Source organism: Kitasatospora sp. NPDC001175 (genome assembly GCF_053598215.1).
Window position 1 is genome coordinate 24,685 of sequence record NZ_JBSFJU010000064.1, and the last position, 21,088, is coordinate 45,772.

Here is a 21,088-nt window from a genome sequence, read left to right on the forward strand (position 1 = left end):
CTCCGGTCGGGGCGGATCGGTCTACGCTGGCAGGCATGGGTGCGCCTGCAACGCTCGACGGCCCGGCAACCGACGCGGCCGGCCTGGAGACGCTCGTACGGCTGGTGGCCGGGCGGGGTGTGGTGGTGCTGAGCGGCGCGGGGCTGTCCACGGAGTCGGGCATTCCCGACTACCGGGGTGCCACCGGCAGCCGGCGCCGCCGCCCGCCGATGACGTACCAGGAGTTCACGGGAAGCGAGGCGGCCCGGCGCCGGTACTGGGCGCGCAGCCACGCCGGCTGGCGCACGATCGCCCGGGCCGAGCCCAACGCCGGGCACCGCGCGGTCGAGCGGCTTCGCCACTCGGGCCACATAGCGGCGGTGATCACCCAGAACGTGGACGGCCTGCACCGCGCGGCCGGCACGCGCGAGGCCGTGGAACTGCACGGCGGGCTCGACCGGGTGGTCTGCCTCGGCTGCCGGCGCACCAGTGCGCGCGAGGCACTCGACCGGCGCCTCGATGAGTTGAACGGCGACTTCCGGGACGCGGAGGCCGCCCTGTGCCCGGACGGGGACGCGGAGCTGCCGCAGGAGCTGGTGGACTCCTTCCGGGTCGCGCCGTGCCGGGAGTGCGGCGGCGTCCTCAAGCCCGACGTGGTGTTCTTCGGCGAGAGTGTGCCCGGGGACCGGGTCCAGCGCTGCTACACGCTGGTCGACGCCGGGCGGGCGCTGGTGGTCCTCGGCTCGTCCCTGACGGTCATGTCGGGCCTGCGTTTCGTCCGCCACGCCGCTCGCGCGGGCATGCCGGTGGCGATCGTGAACCAGGGCGCCACCCGCGGGGACGACCTGGCCGCCGCCAAGCTCTGCCTGCCCCTGGGGCCTGCACTGACGGAGGTGGCCCGGCGGATCGCGGACGCGGACGAGTCGCCCGAGCCCTGACGAGCCGGGGTCACGCCGCCGGGGGCGCGGACGGGCCGAGCCGCCGCGGAAAGCCCGTCAGGCGAGCGTCCCCGCTGTATGCGATCGCCGAGGCGTTGCTGCTGCGGGGCACGGCGGCCGGCCGGGCCGTGGCCTGTGCCCTGATCGATGCCGCACTGCGGGACGGACGGCCGGACGGGCCCTGACTCCCCGGCTCACCCGGGCAACTCGGCGAACCGAAGCAGGCCCCCGCCGCGGTGCTCGCCCTCCTCGCCGTCGCCGACCCCGCCACCCTCGACCACTCGGCACTCGCCGAAGCCGCCCTGCGCTCCGCCGAGACGGAGGCCGATGTGCAGGGCGCCTGCGAAGCCCTGCAGGCCCTGGACACGGCAGCCCTGACCGGCAGCCAGCACCGCCGGCTCACCGCCCTCGCCGAACGGGACCGGCGGATCGTCAGCGAAGGCAGCGAGAGCGAGATCATCCGCTCCGACGAACTCCTCCGCCGACAGCTCCGCGCGACACTCGCCGCCGCCACGACCACACCCTCCGACTGACCCCTCACCGCCCGGCCCTCACTCCCCCGCGTCGGCCGGACGACCGGCTTTCAGCCGCCCGGAACGTCCCGTCGATCCTCACCACGAGACGGCATCCACTTATAAACCGATCGGCAATAGGGCCCGTTCCTTCTCCCACGCTCCCCAGTGCCGATCGGTCTTAATCCATATGGCGGAACGTCAGAAAGATGACATGCTGATCCGGATCGCTCAGCACACGAAGGTCCTGCCTCCGGGATCGAGCAGGACCGGAAGACAGAGGAGCAACTCCCACTCATGACGCCAGTACGCACGACTTCCCTGGACGTGCCGACCAAGGACGGCCTGGCCGACGCCTACCTGGTCCACCCGGACGACAACGCCCCGCATCCCGGAGTCCTGCTCTACATGGACGCCTTCGGCCTGCGCCCTTGGCTGAGGCAGATGGCGGAGCGCATCGCCGCCGCCGGCTACACCGTCCTGGTCCCGAACGTGCTCTACCGGCACGGACGCGCGCCGGTGGTCGACCTGCCGGACTTCATCGACACCTCCCAGCGGCCCGACCTCTTCGAACACCTCGGCCCGATGATCGACTCGCTCACCCCGGACCTGGTGACGGCCGATGCCGAGTCCTACCTCGACTGGCTGGCCGCCTCCCCGCTGGTCGCGGCGGGGCCGGTGGGCATCACCGGCTACTGCATGGGCGCCCGGCTGGCGTTGCGGACCGCCGGCGCGCATCCGGAGCGGGTCGCGGCCGCGGCCGGCTTCCACGGCGGCCGCCTGGCCACCGAAGCCCCGGACAGCCCGCACCTGGTGGCTGACCGGATCACCGCCGAGCTGTACTTCGGGCACGCCGACCAGGACTCCTCCATGCCGCCCGAGCAGATCGCACGCCTTGAGAAGGCCCTGGACGCCGCCGGTGTCCGCTACCGCAGCGAGGTGTACGAGGGCGCTCACCACGGCTTCAGCCAGGCGGACACCACCGCGCACAACCCCGCCGCGGAGCAGCGCCACTGGCGCGAGCTGCTCGCCCTGTTCGACCGCACGCTCTGAACCGGACGCAGCTCTCCCAGGGCGCCCGGCGAGAGCTGACCGACCGCGGCCGGGCGGCCAACAGGGCCCGCCCGGCCGGGTCACGGTGGCGTGCAGCGGACCGATTCGGATCGGCAGACTCTCAACCGGGGTCGGTAAGGAGGTTCCGGGCCGCTCATCGGCTCACCCCAACCGGCCGGACGCCGCGGCTTCCGTCCCGCCGGTTCCGTCTTTGATCTGCCGCGTCGACTCAACCACCGCTCATCATGCCCGTGTTACCAGCTTCAACGGCCCGGCTACTCTGTGGGGGTGAGCTTTCATGTGGTTGTCGGATACGGGCCCGCTGGGGCGGCCACCGCTCGGCTGCTGGCCGAACTGGGGCATTCGGTACGCGTGGTCACCAGGTCGGGCCGCCCCCCGGAGCCCGGCATCGAGCACGTGGCGCTGGACGCGACGGCCTCCGAGCGGCTGACCGAGGTCGCGCGCGGCGCTACCGCGATCCACAGCTGCGGTGCGCCGCCCCTCCACCGCTGGGCGACCGAGTGGCCGCCGCTGGCCTCGTCGATCTGTGCGGCGGCCGAGGCGACCGGGGCCGTCCTGGTCATGCTCGGGAACCTCTACGGCTACGGCCCGGTGGACCGTCCCATCACCGAGGACCTGCCCCTCGCGGCGACCGGCCCGAAGGAACGGGTACGGGCGGCGCTCTGGGAGCAGGCGCGGACCTTGCACGAGGCGGGCCGTATCAGGGCGGTCGAGGTACGTGCGTCGGACTTCTTCGGCCCCGGCGTGACCGACGGAGGCCACCTGGCCGCACGCGTCATGCCGCGTCTGCTGAACGGCAAGCCCGTCACGGTGCTCGGCGACCCGGACGCGCCGCACAGCTGGTCGTATCTCCCCGATGTGGCAAGGGCGTTGGTCGAGGTCGCGGGCGAGGAACGGGCCTGGGGACGGGCCTGGCACGTGCCCACGGCCCCCGCCGCGTCGATCCGGGAGATGGTCAACCGGGTTGCCGCCGATGCGAAGACGGGCCCGGTAGCGGTGCGGCGGCTGTCGCCGGCGGTACTGGGCCTGGCGTCGCTCTTCTCACCGCTGATCCGCGAACTGCGAGAAGTCCGTTATCAGTTCGACCGGCCGTTCGTGCTGGATTCGTCCGCTTACGAGTCCGCGTTCACCGTGTGCGCCACCCCGGTCGAGGAGCAGCTCAAGGCCACCGTGGAGTGGTGGCTCGAGCGGCTCGCCGCCCCGGCGACGGGTGCGTGATCCTGCTCGCCACCCCGGTGACGGGTGCATGAGCCTGCTCGCCACCTTGTGCACGGCGCCAATTCACGACGGCCTGAACGACCTGGCCGGTGGCCCGGCTGACGGCCGAGAGCCGTCAGCGGCCGGCCGGGACGACACCCCGTGTGCCGGCGAGTCCCAGGGTCCAGGTGCGTGACGTCACCGAGTTGGTGCCCCGCCGGCGGTGAGCCGCGGAGCTCACCGCCGGGCGACGGTCGCGAACACGCCCCGCACAGCCGTCCCGTCCGGCCAGGTCCACCCGGCGACCACGCGTCCGGCCGCCCCCTCCGCTGCCTCCGCCGGCTGCAGGACGCGGTTGACCTGCACATCGAACTGACCGTCAGGGCCGGCTCCGTACACGGTGACGGTCGGGTCCAGGGTGTCGCTCTCGTCCTGGTGCTGCGTCATCGCCTCGCCACTCAGCAGCGCTCGCAACTGCGCCATCACCACCGGATCGTTGACGCCGTCGTAGATCCACCGGGTCCCGAGCACCCCATGCTCAGAGGTACCGATCAGCGCCTCGCCGGGGACGTTCTCCAGCGCCCCACCGCGATAGCCCATCGGCACCAGGTACGCCACCGGCTCCTGCGCAGAAGCGTCCACGACGACCATGAACTCGATCCCGACCGCACCATCCGGATCGTCCAACCGGAACCCACCGGCCTTGACCAGCTCCGGCCTTCCCCCGTCACCCACGTACCAGCTCTGCTTCGGCAGCCACTCGACGAGCAGCTCCAGCTTGGTGGGCGTCATGGTGGTGCGATGGATGACGGCCATGCGAACTCCCTCACACGTCGTTGTTCGCTGTCTTCTGACGGACTGTGATCAATCTATCGGAAGCAGTTGCACGTCCGGACGTCCGCCAGTGACTTCGTAGTCATCCCGCTTGCCCCCTTCTCTCCGAGGGCCGCCGCGACCCCTCATCGACCGGTGCCCGCCTTCTCGCTGTCACATCAGCATCATCGCCCCCGAACACCTGCCGATGCCGGTCCTCGCCGGTGACATCACCGGCGGCAGCGGAGAGCCGACAAGCGCGTCGCCGCTCCGTGGCGGGCTGATCGTGTGGCACGGTGAAGTCATGTGCGGTCGATTCGTGTCCACTTCCACTCCTCAGGACCTCGTCGAGCTGTTCGGTGTGACGCGGTGGACGCCGGTGGAGACGCTGGCGCCCAGCTGGAACGTGGCGCCGACTGACCGCGTGTGGGCGGTGCTGGAGCGGCCGGTTCGCGACGAGGGGCCGGAGCCGGTTCGGCAACTGCGTGCGCTGCGGTGGGGGCTGGTGCCGTCGTGGGCGAAGGATCCGTCGACCGGCAGCAAGTTGATCAACGCCAGGGTGGAAACGGTCCACGAGAAGCCGTCCTTCCGCAAGGCGTTCGCCGCCCGACGGTGCCTGCTTCCCGCGGACGGCTTCTACGAGTGGGAGACCATTGCCGCTCCGGCCGGCGGGCGGCCCCGCAAGCAGCCGTACTTCATTGCGCCGGAGGACGGTTCTCTCATGCCGATGGCGGGGCTGTTCGAGTTCTGGCGCAACCGTGACCTACCCGAGGACCACCCCGAGGCCTGGCTCGCCACGACCACGATCATCACGACCGAGGCCACCGACGCCGCCGGCCGGATCCACCCCCGCATGCCGCTCGCCGTCGCACCGGACGCCACCGACGACTGGCTGAACCCCGAGCACCAGGACACCGACCTTCTGCGGGACCTGCTCGCCCAGCCTGCCGGCGGCAATCTCATCGCCCGGCCGGTTTCGACCGCCGTCAACAGCGTGCGGAACAACGGGCCGCAGCTGCTGGAGGAGGTTCCTCCCCCTGAGGGCGTGGAGGACTGATGGAGCGGCGACCGCCCGCGGTCGAAAGACCCGCCGATGCAGTGCGACCGGAATTCCCACCTGGGCCGTCCGTCTCATGGAAGGCCCGCAGCCGGAGCTTGGCTGCTACATGGCTGTCACCAAGATCGGTAGTCTCGCGGCGGTCTCGGTGTCTGCCCTGGCATCGGCTCAGCCCGCGCCACCTGGGTCAGAAGATCCAGCTCGGCTCCGATCGCCTCCCGTAGCCCATCGTGCTGCCGGCCGAGCGTGAACTCCTCACCGTGCCAGTTCTGCCGCGGGTACAGCCATACCGGCCTACCCACAACGTCCGAAGGCTCCCACTCGTACCGCGGCCACACGTGGGCGTGGAGGAAGGGGTCGGTGTTGCCGAGGATCTCCAGGTTCACCCGGCGGAATGCCGGATCCAGCCGTGTGCAGGCGCGTTCGACGGCTTCGCCGAGCCGTTCCATGTCGCCCAGGAACGCCATCCGCTTCGGCCGGGGCAGGTCTGACAGCCGCTGCGCACCGGGCGTGTCGGTCAGCAGGACCGAGTAACCGGGCAGGAACTGAACGTCTCCGATCACGGCGAACCCGGCGTCGAGGCGCCGGAGCACGGTGGGGTTCTCCCCTCGTAGCGCGCTGCCGATCCTGTCTGCTTGCCAGTCGCCAGTCATGGATCGGACTGTACAACGCGGACTCACACGACGGCGGAACCCGGCCGGAGCGGGGAGCACGGTGCGGTCTTCGGTGCGGTTCTCATGCATGTGCTCGGCCTTCCGCCGGCCGCGGCAAACCGCATCGGGTGTTTCAAGCGGGCGTCCAGCCCGTGTCCGGCGAAGACCTCGCTGGCCGTCCTCTCACCGACACCTGCCGCTTGCACAGCGCATCGCTGCACCGCACCGTCGGCGCCCCGCCCAGCACGGCCCCTTGGTCGCCTCGACACCGTTAACGGGGAACACTCCCCGGTACGGGTGCCATCGTCGGGCAAACAACCGGGGACCGTTCCACGATTCGCGGGTACCGCCGGGTGCTGGCGGTCGTGCCGATCCCCCACGCGGTCGGCCCGCATCCGAGCGCGCAGCAGCAGGCCGCGGAACTGTCCGGCGACGGGGCGCAGGTCATCCTGCTCTCCCCGGACCGTGCCGCTCGTCGCGCGATGGGCCGCAACCCGGCCGACGACACACGCCGCCCGGCCGCCGCCCGCGCGGGCCACGCCCAGGCCACCGCGCTGGCCGCCTCGGTGGCCGAGTTGTGGCACGGCTGACATCCGGGGCGCCCGGGCCGTGGAGCGCGATGGGTGCCCCGGCATCCGCCGGGGCACCCATCGGCACTCTCCCGGCAGCCCGTCCTTTCGCGAACGCTCCCGCCCCGCAAGCGGTTCCACGGTCAGCAGGCGGTGAGGACCAGCACGGCCTGGTCGTCGTGCGTGGCGTCACCGGCGAAAGCGGCGACCGCGGCCGAGACCGACTCGAGGAGCCTCCCGGCGGTGGGGGACGAGGTCCTGAGTCCGCCGAGGGCATCGGCCAGGCGTTCCTCCCCGAAGAGCTCGCCGCTGCGGGAACGGGCCTCGGTGATGCCGTCGGTGACCAGGATCAGGCTGTCACCCGAGTACAGCTCGACGCTGCAGGAAGACGGGTCGCAGTCGGGGCCCACGCCCAGGAGCAGGCCCGGCTGGGTGAGTTCCTCGACCGTACCGTCGGCTCGGCGCACGAGTGGGGGCACGTGGCCGGCCCGGATCAGGTCCAGCGCCAGGTGGGACGAGGTGTGTCGCAGTTCGCCGTAGACGAGTGAGACGAAGCAGTCGTCGCCGACCGCGTGATCCGTCAGAGCGTCGTTGATGGCGGCGACCACCGCCGCCGGGTCGTTGAGGAGGCGGGCGGCGGTGCGTGCGCTGTGACGGACCATGCCGGTGGTGGTGGCGGCCAGGGCGCCGCGTCCGCACACGTCGCCGATCATGAGCGCCCAGCGGTCGTCGGGAAGCGGGAAGACGTCGTAGAAGTCGCCGCCGACGTCGAGTCCTTCGCCGGCGGGGTGGTAGGAGGCCGCGAGCACGGCGCCGGGGATCTCGGGCAGTTCGGGAGGCAGCAGGCCGGCCTGCAGGTCGCGGGCGAGTCGGACGCGGTCGGTGAACTGGCGGGCGTTGTCGGCGCTGGAAGCGGCCCGGCGGGCGAGCTCCTCCGCCAGGGCGACGGTGTGGTCGTCCAGCGGCTGCTCGGTGGCCACGAGGGTCAGTGCACCGAAGATGCGGCCGTGGGTGGCCAGCGGCACGCACACGTAGCCGGTGATGCCGAGCCGCGCAGGCAGGCCGCCCGGACGGGAGCCGGCCCGGCCGGTCTCGGTGGCGCCACGGGCCAGCACGCGGGAGACCGCGTCGTCGATCTCGACCCGCAGTTCGGGGCGGTCGAGCAGGTCCTCCTCGGCTCGGCTGGCGGCGGCGACGGCGATCCGCCGGATCTGGCCGTGCTCGACCACGTGAACGGCGCACAGCGGTGCCAAGGCCGGCACGGTCAACCGGGACAGTCGCTCCAGGCAGTCGGAGTAGTGCGGCTCGCACGCGATCGCGGTACTGGCCTCCAGGACGAAGGCCAGATCCTCACGGGCCGCCTTCTCCCGCGCCTGGGCGGCACGGCTCGTCTCCACCGCGTGATGGCGCTCGATCGCCAGGGCGGCGATGCGCGCGAAGGCCGCGCTGAGCGCCAGATCCTTGTCCTCGGGCGTCCTTGGGGTGCGGTGGTAGATCGCGAAGGTGCCCAGCAGCCGTCCGTCCAGGCCGTGGATCGGCGTCGACCAGCACGCTGCGACCCCGGCTCGCTCCGCCAGATCCTGGTAACCCTCCCAACGGGGATCGGTGGCGATGTCGCTGGCGATCACGGGTACCTGCAGGTAGGCGGCCGTACCGCAGGAGCCCGTGCCGTCACGGATGGCGATCCCGTCGACCGCTTCGTTGTAGAAGTCGGGCAGGCGCGGGGCGGCACCGTGACGCAGGTGACGGCCGTCGGAATCGACGAGCAGCACCGAGACGATCATGTCCGGGGACAGCTCCTCGATCGCCCGCGCCATGCCGCCCAGGATCTCGCCCAACGGGGCGTCACGGGCTATCTGCTCCAGCAGGACGCGCTGCTCGGCAGCCAGCAGCTGCGCGTGGTGGTGCGCGGTGGTCTCCACCGCGATCACCACCAGCCCGTCGACCCGGCCGACCGCATCCCGGCGGGGCTCACAGGTGACGTCGAAGAACTCCTCCCGGCTGGCCACCGGTCCGCCGAGCACGAGTCGCCCGCCCCGGTTCCGGTACGCGGTGCCGGTGCGGTACACCTCGTCGAGCCGCTCGAGGAAGCCCTGCTGGGCCAGTTCCGGAACCAACTCCCCGACCGGCCGGCCGATGGCCGGCCGGCCCCCCGTGAAGGCGTCGAAGAAAGCCGGGTTCGCCGCCTGCAGCACATGCCTCGGGCCGCTCAGCGCGGCGAAGATCACCGGAGCCTGTCCGAACAGGTCCGTGTACACCTCGCTGTGCGAGTGCAGGAGTGCGGGGTGTGTGGTGGTCGGACCGAGACGATCAGACTGTATTGACATGACAGGGCCACCTCCCTGCTTCCCCCACCTGCGCCGGTGCGCTTTACCCCACTTTGTCACACCGCCGCCCGGCGGTGCCGGGCAGCAGTGGGCCCGGCTCGCCCGGGCCGGCCTCACTCCATGCTCGGCAGGGGCTGGTCGGCCCAGATGGTCTTGCCGGTGGCGGTGTAGCGGGTGCCCCAGCGCCGGGTGAGCTGGGCGATGATGAACAGGCCCCGGCCGCCCTCGTCGTCCGTGGCGGCGTTGCGCAGGTGGGGCGAGGTGTGGCCGGTGTCGGAGACCTCGCAGACGAGGCTGCGGTCACGGATCAGCCGAACGTGGATCGGCCCGGCGGAGGCGTAGCGGATGGCGTTGGTGACCAGCTCGCTGACGATCAACTCGGTTGTGAACGACAGTTCCTCGAGCCCCCACTCGTACAGCTGCCCGCTCGCGGCGGCCCGGGCAGTCGCCACCGTGGCGGGGTCGGAGTCCAGCTCCCACACCGCCACCTGGTGCCGGCCGAGCATCCGGGTACGGACCAGGAGCAGGGCCGCGTCGTCGTCCACCGGCCCGGGCAGCAGTGCCGCCACGGTACGGTCGCAGAGCTCCTCCAGGGGGCGCCGGTACCGGGTGAGGACTCCGGCGAGCAGGCGGAGCCCCGTGTCGGTGTCGTGGTCCCGGGCCTGGACGAGACCGTCGGTGAACAGGGCGAGCAGGCTCCCGGCTGGCAGTTGGAACTCCGCGCTCTGGAAGGGCGCCCCGCCCAGGCCCAGGGCCGGCCCCGCCGGAAGGCCCGGATAGCTGACGTCGCCGCTGGCCGGGTCGACGACGGCGGGCGGCGAGTGGCCCGCGCGCGCCATGCTGCACCACCCGGACACCGGGTCGTACACCGCGTACAGGCAGGTGACCCCGAGAGCCTCGTCGCCGCCGGTCCCCGGTCTGCCCCCGCCGTGGCCATGCGCCCGCTCCTCGGCGCTCTGCTCCTCGGCGGTCTGCCCGACCACGTCGTCCAGGTGAGCGAGCAGTTCGTCCGGGGCGAGGTCGAGCCGGGCCAGGACGTGCACGCTCGTGCGCAGGCGGCCCATGGTGGCGGCGGCGCGCAGGCCGTGGCCGAGCACGTCCCCGACCACCAGGCCGACCCGGGTGCTCGACAGCGGGATGACGTCGAACCAGTCGCCGCCCACCCCGGCGCGGCTGTCGGCGGGCACGTAGCGGCTGGCCGTCTCGACCCCGGTCAGCGGCGGCAGGCGGTGGGGCAGCAGGCCGCGTTGCAGCCTGAGGGCGGCGGTGTGCTCCCGCGTGATGACCAGCATCAGGACGACACCGACCACCAGGGCGCCGAGGCCCACGACGGTCACTCCGCCGATCCGTCCGATGAACGGAAGGTCGAAGGAGGTCGCGCCGTAGTTCGGGTCGGCGTAGACGTCGAAGGCTGCGTAGCAGAACAGGCTGAACATCATGAGCCCGCCCAGCCCCGGGAGCAGGCCCTTGAACAGCAGGTCACGGGGGCTGCGGGTGAGCAGCCTGCGGTAGTACCAGACGCAGGCGAATCCGGTGAGGCCGTAGTAGAAGGCGATCGCGAGGCCGACCGAGTCGATGGAGTCGGCCAGCACGTCCCGGCTGATCACGGTCAGCATGACCAGGAAGGCGACGGAGACCAGGCCCATGCCGACGGTCGACCAGGTCGGGGTGAGGAACCTGCGGTGCACCCGGGCGAAGCCCGAGGGGACGGCCTTGTGGGCGGCCATCGAGAAGACGGTCCGGGCCAGCGGCAGGATCGTGGTCTGGGTGGAGGCGACCGCAGAGGTCAGCACCATGAAGATGAGCAGCTCGGTGAAGAACCAGCCGGGGCCCCGGGTGCCGAAGACGGCGCCGCCCAGGCCGGAGAGCACGTCCCCGGAGTTGGCCTTGTTGCCCAGGCCGGCGCCCTCGGTGCCGATTCCGGCGAACGCCTGGGCCGAGGTGGCCACCAGGGCGTAGATGCCCAGCAGCAGCACGGTGGAGACGACGGCCGCCCGTCCGGGGGTGTGCCTGCTGTCGGAGGTCTCCTCGTTGACCGCGACGGCGGTGTCCCAGCCCCAGTAGACGAAGACGGCAGCGAGGATGCCCGTGGTCAGCGCCTTGACCGACGACACGTGCAGCGGGTTGAACCAGGAGGCGGAGACGTGGATCGCCGTTGGCGGGCCGTCGGCGTAGACCCTGACCAGGGCGGTGACCGCGAACAGGATCAGCACCGCCATCTCGACGCACACCATCCAGCGCTGGAGGGCCGCGGACACCTCGATGCCGGCGTAGCAGACCGCGGTCATCACGGCGATCCAGACGACCCCCGCGACAGTGGTCCACAGCCGGCTCTCGGCGAGCGAGGCGAACCCCAGCAGCCGGAAGCCGTAGATGCCGGCGATCTTCGAGAGGTTCGCCATGACGATGACGTCGGCGACGATGATGCCCCAGCCGCCCATCCAGCCGATGCGCGGGCCGAAGGCGCGGGAGGCCCAGGTGAAGGTGGTCCCGCAGTCGGCGTCGCTCGCGTTGAGTTCCCGGTAGGCGTACGCGATCAGCAGCATCGGGACGAAAGCGAGCATCGTGATGATCGGGGCCTGGAGACCGACCCCTGCCACGATCAGGCCGAGCGTTGCCGCCAGACTGTACGCCGGAGCGGTGGAGGCCAAACCCATGGCGACCGAGGAGAACAGTCCCAGCGCGCCGGTCTTGAGCCCCTTCTCACCCGCGCGGGGGCCGGGCGCGAGCGACGCGGCGGACTCGACCGGACCACCGAAGAGCTTCACATCCGAATCCAACTCCGCATCTCGCCGGGAGAGCTCGCGCGACCGAGAGAGCTCATGATCCTTATTGTCCCCGGGGCCGATCAGGCCCGCCACAGCAGCCGACTCTCGCCGGGAGCGGCGGAGTTTCGCCGAAGTCGGCCTGCGGAGCCTCACGCTCCTCCCCGGCGTCGGCCGACGAGGGGCTGGCCGGCCGGAGTCCTTCCGCCGGAGGTGAACATCGCCACGGAAGATCACCTGTGGGATGAATAGTAGGACTGTGTGTGACCTTCCGGTCGCGCACGGTCCGCATCTCGCAAGGGCGCCGACCCTACTGCGGCCGGCGGCTCGACAGATCAAGGAGCCCCGATGGTCAACCGTTCAGCGCTCACGGGCAGGACAGGCGAAGTTCCGGAGCGCAGCTATGCCGCATGGCTCGTGGAGGAGGTCTTCCCGGGTTTCGGGGAGCGGCAGGCTGTGGTGTGCCGGGATGTGCGGCTGTCCTACGCCGAGTTGGCCGGGACGATCCGGCGCCTGGCGGCGGTGTTCCGGTCGCTGGGTCTGGGGGCGGGGACGACGGTGGCGTTGGCCAGCGGGAACCGGGCGGAGGCGGTGTGCGTGCCGTTCGCGGCGCATCTGGTGGGGGCACGGTTCCTGTCGATGCCGGCGGACCGGGGGCCGGCAGAGTACGCCAGCATCGCGGCGAACGTGCCGGCCGACGTTCTGTTCCTGGACGACCGGATCTCGCAGCCGTGCGCCGAGGCGGTGACGGCGGCCTTCGCCGGTGCTCGCGTGGGGTCGCTGGGGCCGGGCGGGCCGGGGTTCGACGCGATGACCGCGGCCCGACAGGCGGATCCGGACGACCGTGAGGGCTGGGCGGGCGCCGAGCAGGTGGAGACGGTGCTGTGCTCGGGCGGAACGACCGGGCTTACGAAGTGCGTGCTGCACCGGCACCGGATGTACGAGACGATCCTTGCCCATCCGTTCCTGCCCGAGCCGGTGAACCTGCTGGTGACCAGCCAGATCTGCCACGTCGGCGGCCTGTACGCGCTGACCAGCCTGGCCCAGGGCAGCACGATCACCCTCCTGGACCGCTTCACCCCCGAGGCCGTCATCGAAGCGCTGGCCGGCGGCGGGATCACCGCGATGATGACGATGCCGCCGATGCTGTACCGGCTGCTCGACCACCCGGACCTGGCCGGCGTCGACTGCTCGAAGCTGCGCCGGATCATGTACGGTGCCAGCCCGATCACCGCCGACCGGGCCCAGCAGGCCGTCGAGCGGTTCGGGCCGGTGCTGTGGCAGCTCTACGCCCAGACCGAGGCGTTCGGCATCGCCGCACTCACCTCACCGGACCATGTGCTCGACGACGGCAGGCTGCTGCGCGCGGCCGGGAAGCCGTTCCCCGACACGGAGGTCTCCGTCCGCGACGAGCAGGGCCTGTCAGTGACGCCGGGAGAGTCCGGCGAGATCTGCGCGCGCGGCCCCCGGATCATGGCGGGCTACGTCAATCAGCCGGAACTCACCGCGGCGGCCTTCCACCCCGGCGGCTGGCTGCGCACCGGCGACATCGGGTACCAGGACGAGGAGGGCTACGTCTTCCTCCTCGACCGCCGCAACGACGTGATCATCACCGGGGAGGCCGGTTCCACGATCTACTCACCGCTGGTGGAGAACGCTCTGGGCGCCCACCCCGCGGTGCGGGCCGCCGCCGTGATCCCCGTTCCGCACCATCTGTACGGGCAGGCCGCGCACGCCATCGTCGTCACCGCCCCCGGTGCCCGGGTCGAGCCCGAAGAGCTCGGCAAGTACGTGCTGGCCGAACTGGAGCGGCCCGTCTACGTGCCGGCCAGCTTCGAGTTCGTCGACGCGCTGCCGCTCACCCCCATCGGCAAGGTCGACAAGAAGGCCCTGCGTGCCCCGTACTGGACCGGGCAGGACGGCTTCCTTCACGGCACCACGGCCGCCGAGGCGGACGCCGTCGGCTGACCGGGGCAGGGGTGGCTGAACGCGACGGTCGCGCGGGTGGCGGTGCTGGTGCTGTAGCCGATGACGCCGCCGCCCGCAGCGGGTTGGGCGCGCACCGCGTTGCCGCCGTAACCGTCCGGCGTGACGAACAGGCCCCAGACCGCGATCCACTCCTGATCTCCACCGGTCACGGGGTCCACCACCGCCTCCAGGCGGGGTACGACCCTGCGCTGGACCACGAACCCCTGACCGGCATGCCGGCGCAGGGCAGCGCGCCAGTCCCGTTCGGGACGGTTCCATCCCGTGACGACCCCCGCGCCCGCAAGGCCCCGGCAGGGTTTGAGGATCAGCTCCTCTTGCTCCGCCATGCACTGGTCGACCAGCTCGCTGGTCAGCATCCTGGTCCAGGGCAGGATCCGGTCGCGCACCTGGCGCTCCTGCGGGGACAGCAGGGCGTCGCACCGTGGATCCGAGATCAATGCGAGGGCGCCCTTGTTGGTGAACAGGGTGCTGTCCAACCCCGTCCACAGCACCGCGCCGCCGGCCTCATGGGCGCGCATGACGGCTTCGATGTGCTCCTCGAACCCGATGGTGTCGTCGACCGCGAAGAACCGCAGCACCACGTCCACCCGGGCCCGGCCGACGAACAGCCTCCCACCGTTCTCCCTCACCTCGCCCAGCTCGCCCAGGACCACGTCCAGGCCCTGTCCCTCCAGGACGGCGACGGTGGGCGCCAGCGGCTGCCGGTAGGGGGCCAGCATCCCGGGGGCGAACACCAACGCCACCACGGGCGACGGGCGCGGCGCCACCGCGCACAGCGTGGCCGCGACCCGCTCCGCGGTGCGCACATGGCCCAGCCCGTACTGCTCCGCGAAGTCGGCGAAGGCATCCACGGCCCGCAGAGCGTGCGGCAGTTCGCCCAGCTCGAAGCCTCCCACGCCCCCGCCGACGTTGAACTCCAGCAGTGCGAATCCCCGCTCGGTCCGGTAGAGATCGGCCCGTCCGAATCGGGCCGTCGGCCCGCCCGGCGTGTAGCGCCGCAGTAGGGGAACAAGACGGGGGTCGCCCCCCAGCGCCGACCAGTAGCGCCCGAGGTCACCGTCGAACAGGCGGTCGGGCAGCGAGGCCATGGTGCCGAACAGGGAGAGCAGGTCGTCCGCCGCCGCCCGCAAGGCCGGCTCCGCCACGAACAGCGGCCGGGCCAGCAACCGCGCGTCGCACAGCGAGACCGGCAGGTCCGCCCCCGTCACCGCGTCGCACAGCCCGCTCCCGCCCTCGCGGCACAGCTCCAGGTAGCGCGCGGTCACGTCATCCATCGACCACCACTCCCCCCATGCTCGGATCTCCCTCGATGGTCGAGTTCGAACCTCGCAGCCTATCCGGGAGTTCCAGCGGGAGCCGGCGGTCGGCGAGATGGTCGGCCTCGTGGCGGACGGCGGACGACCGATCAGCCGTGATCAGCGGAGGGTGCTCAGGGCTGCCTTCGTGGCCCGCGCGATCAGGGCGTCGTCGGAAGTGGCGTCGGCCCTGCCGCGGTCGGACAGGACGGCGATGACGACGGGGCTGCCGCCGCCGTCCGGCCAGGCGACCGCGATGTCGTTGCGGGTGCCGTACCCGCCGTTCCCGGTCTTGTCCCCGACCTTCCAACCCGCTGGCACGCCCGCGCGGATGTAGGGGGCACCGGTCGTGTTGCCCAGCAGCCAGTCCGTGAGCAGCTGCCGCCGGGCGTCGGGAAGGATGTCGCCGAGGACGAAGCGGCGCAGGTCGGCGGCGAGCACGCGGGGCGTGCTGGTGTCCCGGGGGTCGCCCGGGGTTGCCTCGTTGAGGGTCGGCTCGGTGCGGTTGACGTCGGTGGTCGTGTCGCCGAGGCCGCGCAGTTCCTGTTGCAGCGCGTCGGGGCCGCCGAGTCGGTCCATGACCAGGTTGGCCGCCGTGTTGTCGCTGTACTGCAGGGAGGCGGCGGCCAGTTCGCGCAGTCGCATCCCCGTGTCAACGTGCTTCGAGGTGATCGGCGCCCACTTCTGCAGGTCCTCGGAGCGGTAGGCCACCACCTGGTCCAGGTCCGCGTCGGAGCTGTGGCGCAGCAGGGCGCCGACGGCCAGGGCCTTGGAGGTGGAGGCGAAGGCGAACCGCTCGTCCGCGCGATAGGTCACCTCCCGGCCGGAGCCGGTGTCCAGCACGTAGACCCCCAGCCGGGCACCGAAGCGCTGCTCGAGCTGCTTGAAGGATTCGGCCGCCGGGGTCGTGGCAGCGGTGCGGGATGGCGCGGGAGTGTGGCTGTCGTTCGGGGCGCATCCGGTCAGGAGGGCGGCCGCGAGCAGGGCTACGGCGAGCCGGGCGCCACCGGTCTTCATGAAAGGCATGGCCGACAGCCTGCCGCCCCACGTCTCATGCAATCAAAGACGGATCTGTGACCTTCCATGCGTTTTCGGCATACGATGCCGAGGTGGACTTGGTCGGAGCGTGTCGGGTGTTCGTGCGCGTCGGCGAGCGGGGGAGCTTCACCCTGGGCGCCGAGGCGGCCGGAGTGCCGCAGCCGGTCGCGAGCCGACGGATCGCCGCTCTTGAGAGGCACCTGGGTGGCCTCCTGTTCGACCGCTCCGGCCGCCGCGCCGTGCTGACCCCGTTCGGGCGGGACCTGCTGCCGTCCGCGAAGCGGCTGGTGGAACTCGCGGACGCGCTGGAGTGCGACGCCGAGCAGGCCAGACTCAGACCGATGGCCTTCGCGGTCCCCGAGACCTGTCCGATCCGGCAGTTGGCCGTGCTGGACGCGGCCGCCCGCGAACTGGGCGTGGTCCTCGGCCTGCGTGCCGCCGGCCCTGCCCCGCGGATGGAACTGCTCAACGCCCACGAGGTACGTCTGGCGCTGGTCGCGGTTCCTCCGCACGAGGCCACCTGGGCCGTACCACTCGGGGTGGCCACCGCGGTCAGGACCGATCCGCGGCCGCTGCGCATCGAGACGCTCCGCCACCGGCAACCGCGGCGCCCGTTCCAGCGGATCTGGATCCAGCCGGAGGACGACCTGCCCCACGTCCGGGACCGGCTGGAGCAACTCGGCCACCGCGCCGCCCTCCTGCCCGCGCAGATCTCGGTCGCGGCCTCGCTCACCGCGGCGGTGTCGGAGACCATGCGTACTGGCGCCCTGCTGCTCTGCTCGTCCGCTCAGGCGGACGAACTGGGGCTGTACTGGCGGGCGTTGGCGGGTACGCCGGTCGCTCGCGGCTACGAGCTGCGCGCCGGCAGCGGCGACGACGTACGGCGTGTGAGCAAGGAGCTGTGGGAGCCGATCGCGCGCTGCCTCGGGGTACCGGTCGACGGACGGGAGCATCCATGAACGCACAGCGGGCCGTCCGGGAGCTGCGCTCCATGCTCGAGGACGCCGGGCTGTCCGGATCGTTCCTGGTCCGGGACCTGGCCACCGGTGACGAGCTCGGCATCGACCCGGACGTCGAGCTGCCGATCGCGTCGCTGGTCAAGGTGCCGCTCGCAACAGCCGTGCTGGAGCGTATCCAGGACGGGCGGATCGACGGGGCCGCCGTGATCGACGTGCCGCCGGGGCGCATCACCTCGGCAGGTCCGGTGGGACTCAGCAGGTTCCGCCACCCCGCCCGGATCGCCGTCGAGGACCTGCTCTATCTCAGCACCGCGCTCAGCGACAACACCGCGGCGGACGTCCTGTTCGGCCTCGTGCCACCCGCTGAGGTCAACCACGCCCTGGCGAACGCCGGTATCACCGGGATCACCGTCCGCCACCTGATGCGCGAACTCACCCGGACCCCGGCGGAACGGTTCGAGGCGCGCGAGGTGCAGTTCGCCCAGTCCTTGGCCATCGGCTCCCGCACCGCGCGGCGCGGGCACCCGGTCTCCCAACTGGACGTCAGCCGCGCGAACTCCGGGACCGCCCGAGCCTGCGTCGACCTCCTCCAGGCCCTGTGGGTTCCCACCCGGATCCCTGCCGCCGTCGCCACGCACGTACGTTCACTGATGAGCGAGAACATCATCCGGCACCGGCTCGCGCCCGACTTCCGCTCGGACGCCTCACGCTGGTCGTCCAAGACCGGCACGCTGCTCAATCTGCGCCACGAGATCGGGGTGGTCGAGCACGAGGACGGCTCGCGCTACGCCGTCGCGGCCCTGACGGAGTCCACCGTGCCCGCGGCCGCGCAGCCGACGGCGGAAGCCGTGATGGCGCATGTGGCCCGGTCCCTCCACGATCAGCTGCGGGCGTGGTGAGCGAGGGGGACGCGCCGGCGTCCAAGCTGCCGGCAGCTCCGTCAGCTCGGTATGGCGTTCAACTGCATCGGAGTTCAACTACATTGAAGTGATGATCCTTTTACTGATCATCTTGGCCGGCGGGATCGTCGCCGTCGGGCTCATCTGCCTCGGCTGCGCCACCCTGACCCGACGACGTACCGGGCACTCCAGCGTGGGCAGAACCTCTCACGGCCTGGCCACCCTCGCGGGAGCGGCCGCTGCCGCCGTGTACGTGTGGGGCGCTCTCCACGTCGTCGGTCCGCTCATGGAGGCCGAGGGCGGCGGCGCGGACTCCAGCCCGGCTCCGGCATGCGTCAGAGCCGGAGGGGTCGACCAGGCGGCCCATGTCGACGGATATCGCATCGAGTACCTGCCCATCCGCCTCGTCTGCCACCTCGACAAGGGCGGCGGCAGCTTCACCGCCGACAGCGCTCCCGGTTACGTCGCCCCGGCAGTGCTCGGGCTGGGGCTTACGGCGGTCGCCCTCCCCATCCTCACCGCCTTCGCAGCGGAGTACCGCTCCAGACGGAAGGCGCCGGCCAGGGTGTGACCTCGAAGGGCTGATTCGCCGCCGGACAGCGGCCTCGTTCCGGGCCTCCGGGCGCACCGCACCTGGGAGCCGGCTCTCACCGGGGTCCTGTCGGTGCTCCCGTCTACATTGGCCGCGTGACAGAGCTCTCCTACCTCGCCGCGATCCGGGAGTCGTACGACACCGTCGCCGCCGACTACGTCGCACGCGTCAAGTCCCCCGCCGAGCTGGATCCGCTGTCGCGCGCGATGCTGGCCGCGTTCGCGGAACTCGTACAGGCCGCCGACCGAGGGCCAGTCGCGGACTTGGGCTGCGGTCCCGGCAAGGTGACGGCCCACCTGGCTGGACTGGGGGTGCCGGCGTTCGGTATCGACGTCTCACCGAAAATGATCGAACTGGCCCAAGCGGCCTACCCGGCCCTGCGGTTCACTGTGGGATCGATGACCGCGCTGGAGATCGGCACCGAAGAGCTCGGTGGCGTCCTGGCCTACTACTCCACCCACCACACGCCGCCGGAGTTGCTGCCGGTCGTGTTCGCCGAGTTCCACCGCACCCTGGCACCCGGCGGACATCTTCTGCTCGTCGGCTATGTGGGAAGCGGTGAGCATCTGCGGCTGACGCAGGCCTACGGCAACCACCCCGTGTCCTTCGAGTCGTACCTGCTGCCGGCAGACCGGATCGCCGAACTGCTGGGCCACGCCGGGCTCGTCGTCACTGCGCGACTGGTGCAGGAGCCCGGCGAGGGGATGAAGCGGACGATAGCCAGCTTCTTGGCGCACAAACCGGAGTCCCCCGAGCCTGAGAGTCGATGAGCGGTCCCGTGGGAGCTGATGGACGCGGCGGGCGGCGTCCGGCCTTGCGGCAGGTGGTGGGGCACGCTACAGCCCGGAACCGATTGATACCGACCACACGCCGCTGGCGACACCGGCCGGACCTGGGCAACAGCCGGCAAGACGCTCAGGCACTCACCACAGGTGACGGGCCCGCTACGGATGGGCCATCAACCTGAGCGACCCGACAGGTTCCGGAACAGGTGCCGGCGCCCGCCACCTCGATCGCAGCGGACACCGGCCTCTCGCCGACCACGGACCACCACCAGGCAGGGGAGCAGCCGCCGGCAGGACTGCCGGTCTCCTCGGTGGCCGGGCCCGGCGCCGTCTGAGCCACCGCCGCTTCTGCGGGCGGTCGGCCGAGGCTACGCCTAACGGCGGACCTTGGTGAAGCACATCGTGTAGTCGGTGCCCCGGTTGTACGTGACCTGGATGCCGTAGTCGAAATCGTTCCCGCAGTGCTTGTCCGGGCCGTACAGCTTGCGGGCCATCTTGTACTCGGCGTCGGCGGCGTTGCAGTCGACGACGGTCGGCAGCGGCTTGCCGTCCGGATCCTGGATCTTGACGCAGTCTCCGATGCTCGGGTCGTGCGTCCTGGCCTCCTCCGCCTGCGCGGAGCGGGAAGCCTCCGCCTTGGCCTTGCCGCCGTTGGGATCAGTGTTGTATTTCCACACGTACCAGGCGCCGCCGCCGAAGACCGCCAGGACGATGCCGATGGAGAGCATTACGTGCAGCGGGCTCTTCCGCTGCGGGCCCTGCGGCCCGCCTGGCGCCTGCTGACCGTTGTACGGCGGCTGCGGCGACGGCGCGTGTCCGTACGGCTGTTGCGGATACGGCTGGTGCGGATATGGCTGCTGCGGGTAGGGATTCTGCGGGTACGGCTGCTGCGGGTAGGGTGGTGGCGCGGACATGACTGTGACCCCCATGACTGACGGATTGCGTGATCAACAGATGTTGATCATCCGAAGATTAGCCAACCCGGCGACCCTTCGCCGGTCCAGAGACCACACTGCGGTCCATCCCCCTACAATTCCTGCACTTTGGCTGGCCTTTACCGGCACATGCACCGGATTGCCGCCCGTCCTGAACTGCCAGACACGCCCTCGAACCGCGGCCGGTCGTGCGCACGCTTCTCAGCGGCACGGTTGGGATGTGGTCAGCTGCTGGCGCCGGTGGTGCGCCGGACGTGGTCGGGCCAGGAGTGGCAGTTCATCTCGTTGGTCTCGACGATGGATGAGTCGGTTTTCACCTACCGTCGAGACCGGGCTGTCAGACCTACTCCGGCACCGGCTCATATCAGTCCCGCGGTGGTCGGTAGCCAGACTTCCGCGGGGCGCCAGGAAGCCACCTCCCCCGCGTGGATCAGCCCGTAGGCAAGAGAGGCGAGCCCGCTGATCGACAGCAGCAGCCCGGCCGGATCCAGCGGACTGAACGCGGCCTCCAGTTCGGCTTCGACATCGGCGGTCGGCCGTTGGTCACGGCGCCCTCCGGCAAGCAGCGCCCCGGCCGAGCCCGGTCTCAGTTCGACAAGTCAGCCCGCCCGCGCCGACTAGGCAGTGTCCTGGCGATCAGTTGAGTCGTTGATACGACTATGGGGTGTAGGAGTGATCTGACGGATGCCCAGTGGGAGCGCCTGGCGCCGCT

19 protein-coding genes are annotated in these 21,088 nt (G+C 71.3%); 12 read left to right on the forward strand and 7 right to left on the reverse strand.

All coding sequences use genetic code 11. The features are described 5' to 3' along the window. The first annotated feature begins 35 nt into the window (after positions 1–35). From ACWDAK_RS32275 to ACWDAK_RS32290, 4 genes are all read left to right on the forward strand, one after another. The gene (locus tag ACWDAK_RS32275) at positions 36–917 is read left to right on the forward strand and encodes an NAD-dependent protein deacetylase (RefSeq protein ID WP_427395493.1); all 882 of its coding nucleotides are present in this window, start codon (positions 36–38) and stop codon (positions 915–917) included. 236 nt (positions 918–1,153) lie between these two features. Beyond that, a complete protein-coding gene (locus tag ACWDAK_RS32280) occupies positions 1,154–1,450 on the forward strand; it encodes a hypothetical protein (protein ID WP_344638874.1) in 297 nt (98 codons plus the stop codon). Between the two features lie 276 nt (positions 1,451–1,726). Beyond that, complete coding sequence (locus ACWDAK_RS32285) at positions 1,727–2,482, forward strand: dienelactone hydrolase family protein (protein ID WP_344638875.1); 756 nt, start codon at positions 1,727–1,729, stop codon at positions 2,480–2,482. A gap of 288 nt (positions 2,483–2,770) precedes the next feature. After that, positions 2,771–3,721, forward strand: a complete 951-nt coding sequence (locus ACWDAK_RS32290) for an NAD-dependent epimerase/dehydratase family protein (RefSeq protein ID WP_427395492.1) — start codon at positions 2,771–2,773, stop codon at positions 3,719–3,721. Between the two features lie 216 nt (positions 3,722–3,937). On the opposite strand, the gene ACWDAK_RS32295 is transcribed toward ACWDAK_RS32290, so the two are convergent. Continuing rightward, positions 3,938–4,516: a maltokinase N-terminal cap-like domain-containing protein gene (locus tag ACWDAK_RS32295; RefSeq protein WP_344638877.1), complete on the reverse strand. Its 579-nt coding sequence runs from the start codon at positions 4,514–4,516 to the stop codon at positions 3,938–3,940. A 301-nt stretch (positions 4,517–4,817) separates the two neighbouring features. Between ACWDAK_RS32295 and ACWDAK_RS32300 the strand changes: the two genes are divergently transcribed. Next, positions 4,818–5,570, forward strand: a complete 753-nt coding sequence (locus tag ACWDAK_RS32300; RefSeq protein WP_344638878.1) for an SOS response-associated peptidase — start codon at positions 4,818–4,820, stop codon at positions 5,568–5,570. Positions 5,571–5,686: 116 nt separating this feature from the next. On the opposite strand, the gene ACWDAK_RS32305 is transcribed toward ACWDAK_RS32300, so the two are convergent. Continuing rightward, a complete protein-coding gene (locus ACWDAK_RS32305) occupies positions 5,687–6,223 on the reverse strand; it encodes an HIT family protein (RefSeq protein ID WP_344638879.1) in 537 nt (178 codons plus the stop codon). A gap of 365 nt (positions 6,224–6,588) precedes the next feature. Between ACWDAK_RS32305 and ACWDAK_RS32310 the strand changes: the two genes are divergently transcribed. Next, complete coding sequence (locus ACWDAK_RS32310) at positions 6,589–6,813, forward strand: hypothetical protein (RefSeq protein ID WP_344638880.1); 225 nt, start codon at positions 6,589–6,591, stop codon at positions 6,811–6,813. 122 nt (positions 6,814–6,935) lie between these two features. Here the strand turns inward: ACWDAK_RS32310 and ACWDAK_RS32315 are convergent, their stop codons facing one another. Together ACWDAK_RS32315 and ACWDAK_RS32320 are read right to left on the reverse strand one after the other, a co-directional pair. After that, a complete protein-coding gene (locus ACWDAK_RS32315) occupies positions 6,936–9,119 on the reverse strand; it encodes a SpoIIE family protein phosphatase (RefSeq protein WP_344638881.1) in 2,184 nt (727 codons plus the stop codon). A gap of 113 nt (positions 9,120–9,232) precedes the next feature. Beyond that, positions 9,233–11,887, reverse strand: coding sequence for an amino acid permease (locus ACWDAK_RS32320; protein ID WP_344638882.1), 2,655 nt, complete (start codon positions 11,885–11,887; stop codon positions 9,233–9,235). Between the two features lie 345 nt (positions 11,888–12,232). On the opposite strand from ACWDAK_RS32320, the gene ACWDAK_RS32325 reads away from it, so the two are divergent. After that, complete coding sequence (locus tag ACWDAK_RS32325; protein ID WP_427395491.1) at positions 12,233–13,852, forward strand: AMP-binding protein; 1,620 nt, start codon at positions 12,233–12,235, stop codon at positions 13,850–13,852. Here the strand turns inward: ACWDAK_RS32325 and ACWDAK_RS32330 are convergent. After that, positions 13,813–15,147, reverse strand: a complete 1,335-nt coding sequence (locus tag ACWDAK_RS32330; protein WP_344638884.1) for a hypothetical protein — start codon at positions 15,145–15,147, stop codon at positions 13,813–13,815. The genes ACWDAK_RS32325 and ACWDAK_RS32330 overlap by 40 nt on opposite strands. Positions 15,148–15,288: 141 nt before the next feature. Next, positions 15,289–16,194: a class A beta-lactamase gene (bla, locus tag ACWDAK_RS32335; RefSeq protein WP_344638885.1), complete on the reverse strand. Its 906-nt coding sequence runs from the start codon at positions 16,192–16,194 to the stop codon at positions 15,289–15,291. Positions 16,195–16,277: 83 nt separating this feature from the next. Here bla and ACWDAK_RS32340 point away from each other — a divergent pair, with 83 nt between their 5' ends. From ACWDAK_RS32340 to ACWDAK_RS32360, 5 genes are all read left to right on the forward strand, one after another. Next, on the forward strand, positions 16,278–17,165 hold the full coding sequence (locus tag ACWDAK_RS32340) for a LysR family transcriptional regulator (protein WP_427395490.1): 888 nt from the start codon (positions 16,278–16,280) through the stop codon (positions 17,163–17,165). Next, positions 17,162–18,064: a serine hydrolase gene (locus ACWDAK_RS32345; protein WP_427395489.1), complete on the forward strand. Its 903-nt coding sequence runs from the start codon at positions 17,162–17,164 to the stop codon at positions 18,062–18,064. The genes ACWDAK_RS32340 and ACWDAK_RS32345 overlap by 4 nt, the downstream gene beginning before the upstream one ends. A gap of 91 nt (positions 18,065–18,155) precedes the next feature. Then, a complete protein-coding gene (locus ACWDAK_RS32350; protein ID WP_344638888.1) occupies positions 18,156–18,635 on the forward strand; it encodes a hypothetical protein in 480 nt (159 codons plus the stop codon). A 116-nt stretch (positions 18,636–18,751) separates the two neighbouring features. Next, entirely contained in the window at positions 18,752–19,426 is a 675-nt protein-coding gene (locus ACWDAK_RS32355) for a class I SAM-dependent methyltransferase (RefSeq protein ID WP_427395488.1), read from the forward strand. 221 nt (positions 19,427–19,647) lie between these two features. Next, a complete protein-coding gene (locus ACWDAK_RS32360) occupies positions 19,648–19,776 on the forward strand; it encodes a hypothetical protein (RefSeq protein WP_344638890.1) in 129 nt (42 codons plus the stop codon). Between the two features lie 39 nt (positions 19,777–19,815). Here the strand turns inward: ACWDAK_RS32360 and ACWDAK_RS32365 are convergent, their stop codons facing one another. Continuing rightward, positions 19,816–20,355 carry an LppU/SCO3897 family protein gene (locus ACWDAK_RS32365; RefSeq protein WP_344638891.1) on the reverse strand — a complete coding sequence of 180 codons (540 nt, stop codon included), beginning with the start codon at positions 20,353–20,355 and terminating at the stop codon, positions 19,816–19,818. Between the last annotated feature and the right edge of the window lie 733 nt (positions 20,356–21,088).